The organism is Microbacterium maritypicum MF109, assembly GCF_000455825.1.
GTDB lineage: Bacteria > Actinomycetota > Actinomycetes > Actinomycetales > Microbacteriaceae > Microbacterium > Microbacterium maritypicum_A.
Genome location: NZ_ATAO01000206.1, coordinates 143077 through 158378 on the forward strand (window position 1 = coordinate 143077; position 15302 = coordinate 158378).

Sequence of the window (15302 nt, forward strand, 5' to 3'; positions counted from 1 at the left end):
CCGAGTCCCCGGCGCGCTCAGCCGTGGTTGACCGTCGGCACGTGAGGGTCGGACTGGTAGCGCAGCCACAGCGTCGAGAGCGCGGGCAACGTCAGGGTCGCGAGCGGTGCTCCTCCTTCAGAGGGCTTCGCATAGACCAACCCGAGGTTGCCCGATCCTCGACCCCCGTAGTCCGCCGCGTCCGTGTTGAGCACCTCCTGCCACACTCCTTCTCGAGGAAGGGTGAGCTGATACCCGGTGCGTTCCACCCCGGCGAAGTTGCTCACGACGACCAGGCGTCCGCCGTGCGCGTCACGCCGCTCGAACGCGATCACCGTAGATTCCCAGCTCGGCGCACCGAGGCGGCTGAACGACGAACCGTCGTTGTCGCGTTCCCAGAGAGGGGCCTGCGCCCGGTAGGTACGGTTCATCTCGCCGATGAAGTCCTGCAGCTGGGCATGCGAGGGCTGCTCGAGGAGCCACCAATCCAGCTCGCGCCCTTCCGACCACTCCGCCAGCTGGCCGAACTCCTGCCCCATGAACAGCAGCTTCTTGCCGGGGTGCCCCCACATGTAGGCGAGGTACGCACGCACGTTCGCCAGCTTGTGCCAATGGTCTCCCGGCATCTTTGCGACCAGGCTGCCCTTGCCGTGGACGACTTCGTCGTGGCTGATGGGAAGCAGATAGTTCTCACCGAAGGCGTAGACGAAGGAGAAGGTCATCTCGCCCTCGTGATGCCCGCGGTACATCGGGTCGCGTGAGATGTACTGCAGGGAGTCGTTCATCCAGCCCATGTTCCACTTGAACCCGAAACCCAGGCCTGCGTGGTCGGTGGGAGCGGTGACGCCGGGGAAGCTGGTGGACTCCTCCGCGATCATCAGGATCCCCGGGTGCAGCCGGTAGGCGGTGGCATTCACCTCCTGCAGGAAACGGATCGCCTCGAGGTTCTCGCGCCCGCCATGGATGTTCGGCTCCCATTCGCCCGGTTGACGGGAGTAGTCGAGGTAGAGCATCGAGGCGACGGCGTCGACACGAAGCCCATCGACATGGAACTCTCGGAGCCAGTACAGGGCGTTGGCGACCAGGAATCCGCGGACCTCCGGGCGGCCGTAATCGAAGATGAGTGTGCCCCAGTCCTGATGCTCTCCGCGTCGTGGGTCCGGGTGCTCGTAGAGAGGCTGACCGTCGAAGCGCGCGAGTGCGAAGGCATCCTTGGGGAAGTGGCCCGGAACCCAGTCCATGATCACGCCGATGCCGGCCTGGTGGAGACGGTCGATGAGATAGCGCAAGTCGTCGGGCGTGCCGAACCTGCTCGTGGGGGCGTAGTATCCGCTGACCTGATAGCCCCACGATCCACCGAACGGATGCTCCGCCAGCGGCATGAACTCGACGTGGGAGAAGCCCGATTCCGTCACATGCCGGATCAGCGGGTCGGCGATCTCGCGGTATCCGAGGCCCGCCCGCCATGAGCCGACGTGGACCTCGTAGATCGACAACGGCTGCGCCACGGCGTGGGTGGCCGCCCGGCGCGTCATCCACGCGCCATCCGACCAGCTGTGCGTCGATGCCGTCACGATCGATGCGGTGTCGGGCGGAACCTCGGCAGCGAGCGCCATCGGGTCGGCCTTGAGGATCCACGCCCCCTCGCGGGTGCGGATCTGGTACTTGTATCTGGTGCCGATCGGCAGCCCTGGAACGAAGAGCTCCCAGACGCCGCTGACGCCCATCGAGCGCATGGCGTGGGCCTCGCCGTTCCAGTCGTTGTGGTCGCCGACCACCCGCACGGCAGTGGCGTTGGGCGCCCAGACCGCGAACGAGACGCCGATCTCTCCGTCGAACGTGCGCACATGAGCGCCCAACGCCTCCCAGAGGCGTTCGTGACGCCCCTCGGCGATCAGGTGCAGGTCGAGGTCGCCGAGCGTCGGCGGATGCCGATACGGGTCGCCCGACACTGTCTCATCGTGATCTGCGTACCTCGTGGCGATGCGGTAAGGGACCGGGGGACCGCTGTGCTCGCCCTCCCAGATGCCGTGGGCGACGTGGGCGAGCTCCTGCCTGCTGCCGTCGTCGAAGACGGCTGCGACTGCTTCTGCGAGCGGGCGTCTGGCACGGATCACGGTGACGGTGCGATCGGCCGCATCCTTGTGGGCATGCGCTCCGAGAACGGAGTGAGGATCGTGGTACGTGGCTGATGAGACCGCCTCCCATTCGGTGGATGCGGCGACGTCTTCCGTGTAGCTCATGATCGCTCCCTCACCTTCAGGATGTGCACCGGCTCGGCGAAGGCGTCGAGCCGCACGTAGTTGTGATCGGTCCAGGTCCAGACGGCTCCCGTGAGGAGGTCCTCCACCTCGAAGGCCTCGCCCGGGAGGATGCCCCACTGGGTCGTGTCGAGGTGCACGGTGGTCTCCCGCACCGAGTGCGGGTCGACGTTGGCGACGACGATGACGGTGTCTCCGCGACCGGTGCCGGTGAACGGCGCCGCCAGATGCTTGCTGTAGACGAGCACCGCGTCGTCGTCGCTCCAGTGCGCGCGGAAGTTGCGGAGCTGCTGCAACGCGGGATGAGCGCCCCGGATCTCGTTGAGTCGGCGCAGCAGGGGGGCGAGCGATTCGCCGCGAGCCTCGGCGCCGACCCAGTCTCGGAACTTGTACTCGTACTTCTCGTTGTCGATGTTCTCTTCGGACCCGGGACGGGCGACGTTCTCGAAGAGTTCGTAGCCCGCGTAAACGCCCCATACGGGACCTGCCGTCGCGGCGATGCAGGCGCGGATCCTGTAGGCCGCCCTGCCACCGAACTGCAGGTACTCGGTGAGGATGTCGTGGGTGTTCACGAAGAGGTTGGGCCTCATGTAGTCGGAGGTCTCGTGGGATACCGAGCCGAGGAACTCCTCGAGCTCGGCCTTCGTGTTGCGCCAGGTGAAGTAGCTGTAGCTCTGCTGGAAACCGACCGCGGCGAGCGCGCGCATGACGGCCGGTCGGGTGAACGCCTCTGCGAGGAAGATCACGTCGGGGTCGACGGCGTTCACCTCTGCGATGAGCCATTCCCAGAACTGGAGCGGTTTCGTGTGCGGGTTGTCGACGCGGAAGATCTTCACGCCCTGCGCCACCCAGTGCTGCACGACCCGCAGCATCTCCGCGTAGATGCCGTCCGGATCGTTGTCGAAGTTCAGAGGGTAGATGTCCTGGTACTTCTTCGGCGGGTTCTCGGCGTAGGCGATCGTGCCGTCCGGGAGGGTCGTGAACCACTCCGGATGCTCGCGCACCCATGGATGGTCGGGCGAGGCCTGGAGTGCGAGGTCGAGCGCGACCTCGAGCCCTTCCCTCCGTGCCGCGCGCACGAACGCCCGGAAATCCTGCGAGGTGCCCAGTTCGGGATGGATCGCATCGTGCCCGCCTTCCGTGGCGCCGATCGCGTACGGCGAACCCGGGTCTCCGGCCTCGGCGGTGAGGGTGTTGTTGCGTCCCTTGCGATTGGTGGAACCGATCGGATGGATCGGCACCAGATACACCACGTCGAAACCCATCGCCGCGACGTCGGGCAGACGACGCGTCGCGGTGCGGAACGTGCCGCTCTTGACAGTTCCGTCCTTCAGACGCCGCGCGCCTTCGGAGCGGGGGAAGAACTCGTACCAGGCGCCGACACCTGCCGCGCGCCGGTCGGCATGCAGCGTGTGTGTCGGCGTCGCGGAGCGCAGAGTCGTCACGGGACGGTCGCGGAAGATCTGAACCAATCCCGCATCCGTCGCCAGCGCCATAGTTGTCGCGGCATCGCCGTCCTGCAGGGATACCGCGTCTGCGCCGAGCCGTTTCCGCTGCGGTGCCGGGCGGTCCTTCTCCGCGGCGGCCCGCGCCAGCAGATCTGCCCCCAGCGCTGCCATCACCGGGACGTCGACCCCGGCGGCGACCTTCAGCTCCGCGGCGTGCGCCCAGGTCGCGAAGTCATCGGAGAAGGCCTCGAACCGGAAGAGCCATTCGCCCTGTTCGTCGAGCGCGATCGGCGTCGACCAGGTGTCGGTGCCGTCGTCGCGGGGAGAGAGGCGATGCAGGGTCTCTTCTCCGGAAGGGGACGTGAGCCGGACGTGCACGCCGATGACGTCGTGGCCCTCGCGGAACGCGACCACGCTGAAGGGCACCACTTCGCCGACGAAGGCCTTCGGCCTGAAGCCACCGGGTACCGATGGCGACGGGTCGAGCAGCGGGATGCGGGTCGTCCGCAGTGCACCGGGAGAATCCGCAACGCCCAGGGCGCGCGTCGGGATCTGAGCGGGGCTCCGAAGAGCCGAGGACCGAGTACCAGCACGTGCAGCCACCTCCCGAATGTACCGCGCGGACGTGGCCACGGGTAGCGCGCCGGAGGGTGCGTCGTCGGCCGGCTTCATTCGATGCGGAACAGCCTCATCGACGTGCCCGAGACCGGCAGCACATCGCCAGGCGCGAAGACCTCTTCGTCATCGGAAGGGCGCTCCTGAGCACTCGACCACAGCGAGACGAAGCGGGTCGCGTCTTCGATCTCGACGGGCAGGCGTACATCGATGGGCGACTCGGTACCGTGCACGATCAGCAGGATGCGGTTGTAGGCCTCGGTGTCGGGAGTGGAGGCGGCGACGTACTGCAGCGTCCGGTTCCCTGGGTCGGCCCATTGGTCCTGCTCCATCGTCTCCCCGTTCTGGTCGTACCAGTCCATCACCGAGGCGTTGGGGATGTGCTCGCCGAGTCGCGCGTAGCGGCTCGGTCGCAAGGCGGGGTTCTCCTGGCGCAGCCGGATGAGCCGGGAGACGTGGGCGCGCAGATCGTCCTGCCAGGGCTCGAACTCCCAACCGAGCCAGGTCAGGACGGAGTCCTGGGCATAGGCGTTGTTGTTGCCTCGCTGGGTGCGACCGACCTCGTCGCCGGCGGTGAGCATGGGAATGCCCGCGGACAGCAGGAGCGTTCCGAGCAGGTTGCGCATGGCTTTGCGCCGCGAGGCGAGGATGGTCGGGTCGTCTGTCGGACCCTCGACTCCGTGGTTGAACGCGCGGTTCATGTCCGCACCGTCGCGATTCTGTTCGCCGTTGGCCTCATTGTGCTTGACGTCGTAGGAGACGAGGTCGTGCAGGGTGAAGCCGTCGTGCGCCGTGACGAAGTTCACGCTGGCGAGCGGACCGCGGTCCTCGCTGAAGGTGTTCGACGATCCGGCGAGACGGGTCGCGAATCCACCGATGCCCACCGGGGCAGATGCTCGCCGGGCGTAGTCGATGTCGCTCAGCCAGAAGTTGCGCACCCGATCGCGATAGCGGTCGTTCCACTCATGCCAGCCGGCCGGGAAGTTGCCCGTCTGCCAGCCGCCGAGACCGACGTCCCATGGCTCGGCGATGAGCTTGGTGTCGGCGAGGATCGGATCGTCCGCGATGGCGGTGAGAAGCGGATGCTCCGGGGTGTAGGTGTGGGCGGCGTCGCGGGCGATGGCCGTGGCGAGGTCGAAGCGGAAGCCGTCGATCTGCATCTCCTGCGCCCAGTAGCGCAGGGAGTCCAGAACGAGTCGAGCACCGGCATCGGTCGCCGTGTTCAGGGTGTTGCCGCACCCGGTGGTGTCGACGTAGACGCCGGACTCATCCTGCCGGTAGTAGTTCGCGTTGTCGATGCCGCGCAGGCTCGAGCGCGGACCGCCGATGCCCTCTTCGGACGTGTGGTTGTACACGACGTCGAGGATGACCTCGAGTCCTGCCTCGTGCAGCAGCCGAACCATGCCCTTGAACTCGGCCAGCACTGCCTCCGGCCCCTCCTTGCGGGCCTCCTCGGTGGCGTAGGCGGTGTGCGGGGTGAAGAAGTTCAGCGTGTTGTAGCCCCAGTAGTTGGTGAGACCGCGCTCGAGGAGGCGAGGTTCCGGCACGAAGGCATGAACCGGGAGCAGCTCGATCGAGGTGATCCCCAGGGAGTGGAAGTACGCGATCATCGCGGGGTGGGCGAGCCCGGCGTAGGTGCCGTGCAGTGCGGGAGGAACATCGGGATGACGCTTGGTGAGGCCCTTGAGATGCCCCTCGTAGATGACCGTGCGGTCCAACGGCACCCGAGGCTTCTGCGACTCGCCCCAATCGAAGCCGTCGACGATCACCACGGAGCGCCATTCCTCGTACCCGTCTCCCTGCGCGAGGCCGCGGGCGTAGGGGTCGAGGAGCAGCGTCTCCGGGTTGAACGTGTTCCCGGGGCCGTGCGGACCGCCGACACGGATGGCATACCGCACACCGGGTTGGAGCAGTTCGGTGGTGACCTCCCAGACGCCCCCGGCGAGTCGCTCGAGCGGCACTTCGTCCGTCGCCCAGTCGAGGTCGGTGGCGTCGAAGACGACCAACTCGATGGAGGAGGCGTTCTGCGACCAGACGCGCAGGGTACCGACGCCGTCGTGCAGACGAACGCCGAGGTTGTCGAGGGCAGGTCCGCCGGGCACGGTGAGGTCTCGGGACTCGGGCATGAGTACACACTAGGCGCGATGTGTTGCCGTCTCATGTCAGCGCGCACCCGGTACCTGGAGGCAGCACCCTTCCGCCCTCGTTTCGGGAGAGAATCGAAGGATGCGGCACTATCTGGACCACGCGGCGACCACGCCACTGCGCCCCGAAGCACGGGAGGTCTGGCTCGCCGCTTCCCAGATGGTCGGCAATGCGTCGTCGACGCACGGGGCGGGTCAGGATGCGCGTCGGCTGCTCGAGGAGTCGCGCGAACGGGTCGCCGCGGTGCTGGAGGCCGACCCGATCGAGATCGTGTTCACCTCCGGGGGTACGGAGTCCATCAACCTCGCTCTTCAGGGGTTGTGGCACGGCCGCGCGGGCGGAACGTCGGCGATCGTGATGCCCGACGCCGAGCATCACGCGACGATGGACACGGTCGCCGCGCTCGTGGATGAAGGGGCAGCACTGCGACGAGTGCCCGTCGCGCCCGACGCGCGGATCGATCCCGAGCAGTTCGCCGCCGAGCTTCCCGGTGCCGCTCTGGCGACGGCCCTCGCGGCGAACAACGAGGTCGGAACCATCAACGACACCCGCTCCCTTGCAGCCGCGGCGGCGGGAGCGGGAGTTCCCCTGCACATCGACGCCGTCGCGGCTCTCGGGCACGTGCCCCTGTCGTTCCGCACCCTGCGAGGTGATGCCGACGGTGGGGTCGGCCTGGTCGCCATGAGCTTCGCCGGCCACAAGATCGGCGCGCCGGTCGGCGTGGGAGTCCTCGTCACGGCGCGTACGGCCCGCCTCACTGCGCTGCTGCGTGGCGGAGCGCAGCAGCGCGGGTTGCGCGCGGGCACGCAAGATGTCGCCGGAGCTGCCGCTTTCGCGACGGCGCTGGAGCTCGCAGAGCGCGAACGATCGGACGAGACCGCACGACTCAGCGCGCTGCGTGACCGCCTCGTGTCCGGCATCAGGGCGGCCGTGCCGAGAGCAGAACTGCTGGGGGATCCGACCGTGCGCCTCCCGGGGAACGCGCACGTGCTGTTCCCCGGCGCGGTGGGGGAGAGCCTGCTTTTCCTCCTCGATGTCGCCGGCGTCGCCGCCTCGACGGGATCCGCCTGCCAGGCGGGCGTCGCCGAGCCGTCGCACGTCGTGATGGCGATGGGGCGCAGCGAACGGGATGCGCGCAGCGTGCTGCGGTTCTCGCTCGGTCGGACCTCGACCGATACCGACGTCGATGCGGTGCTCGCCACGATCGCTGATGCGTATGCCCGCGCATCCGGCGCCGGCACAGCCGCGCGCTCGTAGACTGGTCTCATGCGGATCCTTGCGGCTATGAGCGGTGGAGTCGACTCCGCCGTCGCGGCCGCCAGGGCCGTGGAGGCGGGGCACGACGTGGTCGGCGTGCATCTGGCACTGTCCCGTGCCGGCGGCACCCTGCGCACCGGCAGCCGCGGCTGCTGCACGATCGAGGATGCCCTCGACGCCCGTCGCGCCGCCGACGTGCTCGGCATCCCGTTCTACGTCTGGGACTTCTCGGAGCGGTTCCGCGACGACGTGATCGCAGATTTCATCTCCGAGTACCAGGCCGGTCGCACCCCCAATCCCTGCATGCGATGCAACGAGAAGATCAAGTTCGCCGCACTGCTGGAGCGAGCGATCGAGCTCGGGTTCGACGCCGTGTGCACGGGGCACTACGCGACGTTGATCCACGGCGACGGGGGTCTCGAGCTGCACCGCGCCTCCGACAACGCCAAAGACCAGTCGTACGTCCTGGGCGTCCTCAACGCCGAGCAGCTCGCGCACACCTACTTCCCGCTCGGCACCACGCCCTCGAAGGCGATCGTGCGTGCAGAAGCCGAGGCACGCGGTCTGAGCGTCGCGCAGAAACCGGACAGCCACGACATCTGCTTCATCCCCGATGGTGACACCCGCGGTTGGCTCGCCGAGAAGGTCGGCACGGCGACCGGCGAGATCGTCGACCGCAGCGGAGAGGTCGTCGGATCCCACGAGGGTGCTCACGCCTTCACCGTCGGGCAGCGCCGCGGTCTCAAGCTCGGTGTGCCCGCCGCCGACGGCAAGCCGAGGTTCGTCCTCGAAGTGCGCCCGGTCTCCAACACCGTCGTCGTCGGCCCGAAGGAGGCCCTCGCCATCGCCGAGATCGCGGGGGAGCGGTTCAGCTGGGCGGGCGCTGCACCGACCGAATCGTCCTTCTCCTGCCATGTGCAGATCCGTGCGCATTCCGAGCCCGTGGCCGCACACGCCGAGGTCTCCGACGGGGGTGTACGCATCACACCGGAGGTTCCCCTCGACGGCGTCGCACCGGGGCAGACCGCTGTGCTCTACGTCGGAACGCGCGTGCTCGGACAGTTCACGATCGATACGACGGTCTCGGCGGTTCCCGTCGGCGCGTAGACGTTTCCGGTGTCGGTACCCGCTCGTAGACTGGCGGAGTGCCGGAGAACATCTCGCTGGAAGACGCCCGAACCGAAGCTGAAGAGCTGACCACTCGCATCCTCGACGCCAAAGAGGCCTACTACGGCCGCGACACCTCGGTCGTCGATGACTTCACCTATGACGGATGGATGCACCGGCTCGAAGAGCTCGAGCGTCTGCACCCCGAGCTCCAGGGACAGGACTCGCCCACCCAGATGGTCGGCGCGGCCGAGGCGACGGGTCTTGCGACCATCGAGCACGCCGAGCGGATGCTCAGCCTCGACAACGTCTTCTCGGTCGACGAGCTGAAGGAGTGGGCAGCGAAGACGAAGGCCGCAGCGGGCCGCGAGGTCGCCTGGCTCACCGAGCTCAAGATCGACGGGCTGGCGATCAACCTCCGCTACGAGAACGGTGTGCTGACCTCCGCAGCCACCAGAGGCGACGGACGCGTCGGAGAGATCGTCACCGAGAACGCTCTGCGCCTCCCCGAGATCCCGTATCGGCTCAGCGGCGACGGGCATCCCCCGATCGTTGAGGTGCGCGGCGAGGTCTTCATCCCCGTGGCGGCGTTCGAACGACTCAATGCGGCGCAGGCGGCCTTCCGCGACCGGGCCTACGCCGACGCGCTCGAGCGGTGGGAATCGCGCGGCGGGGTGAAGAAGCCCTTCGACGAGGAGAAGGCGCGCACCGCGGCCGCCCGGCGATTCCCGGCCTTCGCGAACCCCCGCAATGCGGCGAGCGGTGGACTCCGCCAGCAGATCGACAAGAAGAGCGGCCTCGAGCTCGAAGCAGGACTGTTGCGGATCGAGTCGCTCGCGCTGTACGTGCACGGGGTCGGCGCATGGTCGAACCCTCCGGTCGCCGCGCAGAGCGAGGTGTACGACCTGCTCGCGGAGTGGGGGCTGCCCACGAGCCCGCACACGAAGGTCTGCCGCACGATCGACGAGGTCGTCACGTTCGTCGAGTACTTCGGCGAGCATCGGCATGATGTCGAGCATGAGCTCGACGGCATCGTGGTCAAGGTCGACGAGCTCGAGCTGCACGACGAGCTCGGCGCGACGAGCCGGGCCCCGCGCTGGGCGATCGCCTACAAGTACCCGCCGGAAGAGGTGCAGACGAAGCTGCTCGACATCGTCGTGTCGGTCGGTCGCACCGGTCGCGCGACTCCGTTCGCCGTCATGGCCCCCGCACATGTCGCCGGATCGGTGGTCCGCCAGGCGACGCTGCACAACAAGGACGTCGTGAAGGCGAAAGGCGTGCTGATCGGTGACACGGTCGTGCTGCGCAAAGCCGGCGACGTGATCCCCGAGGTCCTCGGGCCGGTCGTCGAGAAGCGCGACGGCACCGAGCGCGAGTTCGTGATGCCCGTCGAGTGCCCGGAGTGCGGCACGCCCCTGCGAGCCATGAAGGAAGGCGATATCGATCTGCGCTGTCCGAACGCACGCTCGTGCCCGGCGCAGGTGCGCGGACGCGTGGAGCACATCGGTTCGCGAGGCGCCCTCGACGTCGAGGCACTGGGCGAGGTCACCGCTGCGGCCCTGACGCAGCCGACGTCTCCTGCAGTGCCACCGCTCGAGACCGAGGCGGGCCTGTTCGCGCTCAGCCTCGAACAGCTGGTCCCCATCGAGCTGTTCGTTCGCGACGCCGAGACGGGTCTCCCCAAGGAAGACGAGGACGGGGTCGTCAAAACTCGCGCTCCTTTCCGACGCAACCCCACTGCGGCTGAGAAGAAGTCCGGTCTCGACGGACCCCAGCCCTCCGCACAGGCGCTCACCCTGCTCGTAGAACTGGAGAAGGCCAAGACGAAGGACCTGTGGCGGCTGCTCGTCTCACTGAACATCCGCCATGTCGGCCCTGTCGCCGCGAGGGCGCTCGCTCAGTGGTTCGGGTCGCTCGACGCGATCCGCGCGGCGTCACGCGACGAGCTCGCCGCGGTCGAGGGCGTCGGTGGCATCATCGCCGATTCGCTTCTCGCCTGGTTCGAGGTGGACTGGCACCAGGAGATCGTTCAGCAGTGGAAGGACGCGGGAGTGCAGTGGGCGACGCCTGGGCATCCCGGTCCCGGCGCGGCTGTGGCCGCGGGCGGAGTCCTGGAGGGGCTGACCGTCGTCGCCACCGGATCCCTCGACGGTTACACACGAGACGGCGCACAGGAGGCCATCATCAACGCGGGCGGCAAGGCCGCGTCGAGCGTATCGAAGAAGACCGACTTCGTCGCCGCCGGCCCCGGCGCGGGTTCCAAGCTAGCGAAGGCGGAGGACCTCGGCCTGCGAATCCTCGACGCGGCGCAGTTCCATATCCTGGTGACCCAGGGGCCGGATGCCCTCCCTCCCACGGGCGAAGGGGCGTGAAGCGCTTCGGGCCCCTGATCGTCGTCCCGGAGGCTCTCGCCGTCGGAGATCCCGGTCGCCATCATCTGCGGTTGACCCGTGATGCCGTGATCATTCGCGAGGGCGTCGATAATCGCGGGATCGTGAGCTGGAGCGAGCTCGACACGATCGTCATGGACGTCCCCACGACGAGGTTCCGTCTTCCCGGGCTCGTCAGCACGATTCTGCTCGGCGCTTTGACCGCCGCCATGCTGACCGATCCCGGAGTCGATCCCGACGACGGTTCCGTGACTCTGACGGTCGACGGAGAATCTCGAGTCCTGCCCCTGAGCAGACACCACGTCGGCGGATACTGGGAGCCTGCGGTCATGGGCGCGCATCGGCTGATCGCCCATCTCATCGCGCACCCCGAGCAGCGTGCGCTGCTCACACATCCGGAGCCGCTGATCGATGTCGCCGCGCGACTCGCGCGCGGGACGGGATAATCCGTTCCGCGCGCGAGTGGTGGTCAGCTTTTGTGACGCGGCTTGCGGTACGGCTTCTCGTCACGCGTGTCGCGCGCCGGCCGATCATCGCGGTCCCGACGCTCGAAACGGTCACCCCGACCGCCGGCCTCCCGAGGGCCACCGGTGCGGCGTGCGCCCCCGGGACCGCGGTCGGGCTTGATCTCGATCAGGCGTCCCGAGATGCGCGTGTCGCGCAGCTTCTCGAGGACAGACGGATCCAGGTTCGATGGCAGCTCGACCGTCGAGAAGTCCGGACGGATGTTGATCGCACCGAAGTCGTCGCGTCCCAGACCGCCCTCGTTGGCGAGGGCCCCGACGATCTGGCGGGGTTCGACACGGTGACGTCGTCCGACCTCGATGCGGTAGGCGGTGTAGTCGCCACGCCCGCGTCGTTCCGTACGCGGCTCACGAGCATCGCGCCCCGTGCGCTCGCGCGGGGGACGGTTGTCTGCTTCGACCGCCTTGGTGAGCGGATCGTTGGCGGGGTCGAGCAGCAGCGGCTTGTCACCCTGCGCCACGACAGCCAGAGCGGCGGCCACATCACCCTCAGGGACATCATGGTGACGCACGTAGTGCGCCACGATGTCGCGGAACGCCTCGATGCGCCCGGTCTCCGACAGCGCCGTGGTGATCGCGTCGTCGAAGCGGTTCAGACGTGTGGTGTTCACGTCTTCCGTGCTCGGGAGCTGCATCTGGGCCGGCTGCTGACGCGTCGCCTTCTCGATGTGCTTCAGGAGGTAGCGCTCGCGCGGGGTGATGAAGCTGATCGCGTCGCCCGATCGTCCGGCGCGGCCCGTGCGACCGATTCGGTGCACATAGGACTCGGTGTCGGTGGGGATGTCGAAGTTGACGACGTGGCTGATGCGCTCGACGTCGAGTCCTCGCGCGGCCACATCGGTCGCGACCAGGATGTCGAGCTTGCCGTCCTTGAGTTGGTTCACGCTGCGTTCACGCTGCACCTGAGGCACGTCGCCGTTGATGGCTGCGGCCGAGTAGCCACGGGCGCGCAGCTTCTCCGCCAGGGTCTCGGTCTCGTTCTTCGTACGGACGAAGACGATCATTCCGTCGAAGTTCTCGACCTCGAGGATCCGGGTGAGCGCATCGACCTTCTGCGCGTACGACACGACGAGGTAGCGCTGCGTGATGTTGGTGCCGGTCGCGGTCTTCGACTTGATGCTGATCTCTTCGGGGTCTCGCAGGTACTTCTGGGCGAGACGGCGGATCTGCGGCGGCATCGTCGCGGAGAACAGCGCGACCTGCTTCTCCTCGGGGGTCTGCGCGAGGATCTGCTCCACGTCTTCGGCGAAGCCCATCTTCAGCATCTCGTCGGCCTCGTCGAGCACGAGGTACTGCAGCTGAGACAGGTCGAGCGTGCCCTTGGCGAGGTGGTCCATGATGCGGCCTGGCGTGCCGACGATCACGTGGACGCCGCGGCGCAGAGCCGACAGCTGCACGCCGTAGCCCTGCCCGCCGTAGACGGGGAGCACGTGCACGCCCTTCATCTTGGAGGCGTACGACTCGAACGCCTCGCAGACCTGGAGCGCGAGCTCACGGGTGGGTGCGAGCACGAGGGCCTGCGGGGTCTTCTGGGAGACATCGAGGCGTTCGAGAACGGGGAGGGCGAAGGCCGCGGTCTTCCCGGTACCGGTCTGCGCCATGCCGACGACATCGCGCCCAGCCAGGAGCGTCGGGATGGTGGCCGCCTGGATGGGCGACGGCGTCTCATAGCCGAGGTCTTTGATGGCTTTGAGGACGGGCCCGGTGATGCCGAGCTCCTCGAATCCAGGGGTCGCGGGAGATTCGTCGGGGGCGTCGGTCAGCACTGCATCTTCAGGGGTCACTTCCCAAGGGTAGCGCGCTGCGGCGTCCGCCGCCTGTGAGGGCGTCCTCAGGCGCCGGTGTTCAGCGCCACGAGCTTCTCCTTGACCTGGCGCCGGAGCACCTTACCGATCAGCGACTTCGGGAGTTCGTCCACCACGAAGATGCGGCGGGGGACCTTGTAGGGGGTGAGGATGCTGCGCGCGAACTCGCGAACGGCCTCGACGTCCACGTCGGTTCCCTGATCGATGACGATCGCGGCGACGACCTCTTCACCGGAGTGCTCGCTCGGCAGACCGATGACCGCGGCATCCGCGACCTGCGGGTGCTGGCGCAGGGCGTTCTCCACTTCGGTGGGTGCGACGTTGAAGCCGCCCGTGATGATGAGCTCCTTGATGCGATCGACGATGCGAACGAAGCCGGCCTCGTCGATCGTGACGATGTCGCCGGTACGGTACCAGCCGTCGACGAAGACCGCCTCCGTCTCCTCCGGCTTGCCGTAGTACCCCGAGAACACCTGCGGCCCGCGCACGACGAGCTCCCCGGCAGAGCCCGACGGCATATCCTCACCAGGGTTCTCCGGATCCACCACGCGGCATTCGGTTCCGGGCAGGGGAAGCCCGACGGTTCCGGGAACGCGGTTGTCCGCCACCGGGTTCGCCATCAGGACAGGGGAGCACTCGCTCAGCCCGTAGCCTTCGACGAGATATCCGTGGGTGGCCTCCTCGAAGGGGACGACCAGTTCATGTGGCAGCGCCATCGCGCCGGAGATCGCGACCTCGATGCCCTCGAGCGACACGCCCTTCGCCTCGGCCGCGGCGAGAAGGCGGTCGGCTATGGGCGGTACCAGCGGCAGGAACGTGGCGGGGTGCTTCTTGACGACATCGAGCACGAGGTCCGGATCGAACTTGGGGAAGAGCACGAGTCGAGCCCCCATCGACATCGCGAACGTCAGACAGAGCGTGAGTCCGTAAGCGTGGAACATAGGAAGGACCGCGTACACGACGCAACCGTTGCCGCGTCGGATCGACGGCACCCAGGCCTGCGACTGGGCGGCGTTCGCCAGCAGGTTGCGGTGTGTGAGCGCCGCCCCCTTCGGCGTTCCGGTCGTTCCGGAGGTGTATTGGATGATCGCCAGATCGTCGGTTCCCGGCTTCGGGTGCGTCTCCGGCAGAGGGTCGGAAGCGACCAGCGAGTCCCAGACGACCGTGCCGCGCACCTTGGCCGTGAGGGCCGCGCGGGAGTCGCGAGCCTTCGCGACGGGGAGACGTAGGGCGAAGCGCGTGAGGAACGGCATGGCGCGCGTCACGTCGACGGAGATGAGGTTCGTCACGGCGAGGTCCACCGGGAACTCCTGCACCGTGGAGACGACCTTGTTCCACACGATCGCGTGTTTCGCTCCATGGTCCTCGAACTGCTTGCGCAGCTCACGAGGCGTGTAGAGCGGGTTGTGCTCGACGACGACGGCGCCGAGTCGCAGCACCGCGTAGAAGGCCACGATGTGCTGCGGGCAGTTCGGCAGCACGATGGCCACAGGGTCGCCGGCGCGGACGCCGAGATCCCGCAGCCCCGTCGCCGCGCGGTCGATCGCTGATTGCAGCTGTGCGTATGTCGTCTCACGCCCGAAGAACTGCAGCGCGGGGGCATCGGGGTAGTCCCGCGCCGACGCGGCGACGATGTCGACGAGTGATCCGTCGACCGGGGCGAGGTCTTCCGGGACGCCTGCGGCGTAGCTGGCGACCCACGGGCGAGGGGGCTGGAACGTGCTCACCCGCCCAGCATATGTCGAGCTGCTCGTGGGGCATGGGAGTTCGG

General features: G+C 67.8%; 9 protein-coding genes. 4 read left to right on the forward strand and 5 right to left on the reverse strand.

Going from position 1 to position 15302, the window contains the following annotated elements; all coding sequences use genetic code 11:
• Window positions 1-17: 17 nt before the first annotated feature.
• From glgB to glgX, 3 genes are all read right to left on the reverse strand, one after another.
• Complete coding sequence (gene glgB / locus L687_RS34980; RefSeq protein ID WP_021200491.1) at window positions 18-2222, reverse strand: 1,4-alpha-glucan branching protein GlgB; 2205 nt, start codon at window positions 2220-2222, stop codon at window positions 18-20.
• A complete protein-coding gene (locus L687_RS34985) occupies window positions 2219-4291 on the reverse strand; it encodes an alpha-1,4-glucan--maltose-1-phosphate maltosyltransferase (protein ID WP_031207621.1) in 2073 nt (690 codons plus the stop codon). The genes glgB and L687_RS34985 overlap by 4 nt, the downstream gene beginning before the upstream one ends.
• A 65-nt stretch (window positions 4292-4356) precedes the next feature.
• Window positions 4357-6429, reverse strand: a complete 2073-nt coding sequence (glgX, locus tag L687_RS34990; protein WP_021200493.1) for a glycogen debranching protein GlgX — start codon at window positions 6427-6429, stop codon at window positions 4357-4359.
• Window positions 6430-6529: 100 nt separating this feature from the next.
• Here glgX and L687_RS34995 point away from each other — a divergent pair, with 100 nt between their 5' ends.
• Genes L687_RS34995 through L687_RS0121760 form a run of 4 tightly spaced genes read left to right on the forward strand, consistent with a single transcriptional unit; the run spans window position 6530 to window position 11648 of the window.
• Window positions 6530-7705 (forward strand): cysteine desulfurase family protein, encoded by a 1176-nt coding sequence (locus L687_RS34995; protein ID WP_021200494.1) that lies wholly within the window; start codon window positions 6530-6532, stop codon window positions 7703-7705.
• Between the two features lie 9 nt (window positions 7706-7714).
• The gene (gene mnmA / locus L687_RS35000) at window positions 7715-8812 is read left to right on the forward strand and encodes a tRNA 2-thiouridine(34) synthase MnmA (protein WP_031207623.1); all 1098 of its coding nucleotides are present in this window, start codon (window positions 7715-7717) and stop codon (window positions 8810-8812) included.
• Between the two features lie 38 nt (window positions 8813-8850).
• Complete coding sequence (gene ligA / locus L687_RS35005; protein WP_021200496.1) at window positions 8851-11184, forward strand: NAD-dependent DNA ligase LigA; 2334 nt, start codon at window positions 8851-8853, stop codon at window positions 11182-11184.
• Window positions 11181-11648, forward strand: a complete 468-nt coding sequence (locus L687_RS0121760; protein ID WP_021200497.1) for a hypothetical protein — start codon at window positions 11181-11183, stop codon at window positions 11646-11648. Before ligA ends, L687_RS0121760 begins: the two co-directional genes overlap by 4 nt.
• 23 nt (window positions 11649-11671) lie before the next feature.
• Here the strand turns inward: L687_RS0121760 and L687_RS35010 are convergent, their stop codons facing one another.
• On the reverse strand, window positions 11672-13492 hold the full coding sequence (locus L687_RS35010; RefSeq protein WP_021200498.1) for a DEAD/DEAH box helicase: 1821 nt from the start codon (window positions 13490-13492) through the stop codon (window positions 11672-11674).
• 65 nt (window positions 13493-13557) lie between these two features.
• Window positions 13558-15258 carry a long-chain-fatty-acid--CoA ligase gene (locus L687_RS35015; RefSeq protein WP_021200499.1) on the reverse strand — a complete coding sequence of 567 codons (1701 nt, stop codon included), beginning with the start codon at window positions 15256-15258 and terminating at the stop codon, window positions 13558-13560.
• Window positions 15259-15302: the final 44 nt, after the last annotated feature.